At 29.6% G+C, this 1,339-nt stretch carries 3 protein-coding genes; 1 reads left to right on the top strand and 2 read right to left on the bottom strand.

Features of this window, described 5'->3' with window-relative positions; genetic code table 4:
- Positions 1-166 precede the first annotated feature (166 nt).
- Both EHV01_RS05660 and EHV01_RS05655 read right to left on the bottom strand, forming a co-directional pair.
- Positions 167-595, bottom strand: coding sequence for a PTS transporter subunit IIC (locus tag EHV01_RS05660; RefSeq protein WP_422066608.1), 429 nt, complete (start codon positions 593-595; stop codon positions 167-169).
- Between the two features lie 87 nt (positions 596-682).
- Positions 683-1,096, bottom strand: a complete 414-nt coding sequence (locus tag EHV01_RS05655) for a PTS transporter subunit IIC (RefSeq protein ID WP_422066609.1) — start codon at positions 1,094-1,096, stop codon at positions 683-685.
- Between EHV01_RS05655 and EHV01_RS05650 the strand changes: the two genes are divergently transcribed.
- The coding region (locus EHV01_RS05650) for a hypothetical protein (RefSeq protein ID WP_422066610.1) at positions 1,023-1,339 on the top strand (317 nt) is incomplete at its 3' end. The genes EHV01_RS05655 and EHV01_RS05650 overlap by 74 nt on opposite strands.

Genomic DNA, 1,339 nt, shown 5'->3' with positions numbered 1-1,339 from the left:
WAWAAATTTAAAGCAAAATCATAATCTTACACAAAATTAGTTTTCAAATTGTCATATTGATGATTTTTTTTATTTCATCAAGAGTTTTCGACAAAATTAAAGAATAAAAGACATAATTAATTAAAATTATAATTTGCTATTAGTATCTTTTTAAAAATATTTACAATTATTTTAATAGGTTATGCAAGAAGTCTATTAAATTAAGAAGTGGTAATATTAGTCGCAGGATAACGGCAAGAACTGGCAACAATCATAAACTAACATTTCGTCCAACTAACTGTCCTAACCCAGCAATTGGTAAACCTAAGAGAAAATCACTATCTCCTCATGTTAAACCGTTTAAACTACCATTAGCATTTGTTAATGTATGCATATATTTTAAACCAAAAAATAAGAATGGAATAAAAGTCATTAAAACCCCATTTAGAAATGGACCAAAGATTGCTCCTCATACGCCTCCATACGCACTCCCAAAGACACCAGCGGTTGCTCCGACAAAGAAATGCGGAACAATACTTGGAATCACAATTGCTCAGCCAATAAAACTATGATCTTGTCAACCAATTTGATGAACAATAATAATTGTAATTGCCATCTAACGCTGCTTTTGCATTTGGTACTAACTTTTGAGAAATTCCTTTAAACTAAGGAACAATTTCGGCAATAAACATTCGAACCCCAATTAGTAATACTTCACCCCAGCAGCAAAGGTAAATGATTGTAATAATCCTTGGACAAAAACATCTTGACCAGTATTAAGAATGTTAGCATTAACTAAGGCATCATAGCCTTTCACACCCCATGCAGTAAAATAAATAATTAAGTATAAGAAAAACATTGTTATTGCAATTGCAATATTAGTATTACGTAAGAAGCTTAATCCTTTTGGAAACTTAATTTCTTCTGTTGATTTAAGTGGTTTACGACTTATTTTTGCAATTACAATTCCAATTCAAGCAGAAAACAAGTATGATAATGATCCGGTATGACCAACTGCTAAGGTATCTGATTTCGTAATTTTAATGACATATTTATTTAATAATGCTGGCGAAATAATCATTCATAGCGATACCAATAATGCACCACTAATAACAATAATTGGTAAATCTTCAGCTAAATTTAACCCCGCTAAATTTAAAACACTAGCAAAAATCATAATTAATGATCCAGCTAACACAATTTTTGGTAAACTATTTAAAAATAATCCAGGAATAACATCATTATTAGCAATAAGTGAAAAAGATAATGATTGCGAATTCTTACAGACACCAAACGGAACAAATTGTAGTTATATAATTGATATGTTTTCAATTCAAGCATTATATAAAGGTAATTTTWA

The sequence above is a fragment of the Spiroplasma sp. hy2 genome (assembly GCF_044714365.1).
GTDB classification, from domain to species: domain Bacteria; phylum Bacillota_I; class Bacilli_A; order Mycoplasmatales; family Mycoplasmataceae; genus Spiroplasma; species Spiroplasma phoeniceum.
Note: the sequence above shows the minus strand (reverse complement) of the source record. Positions and strands in the feature narration are given on the sequence as shown.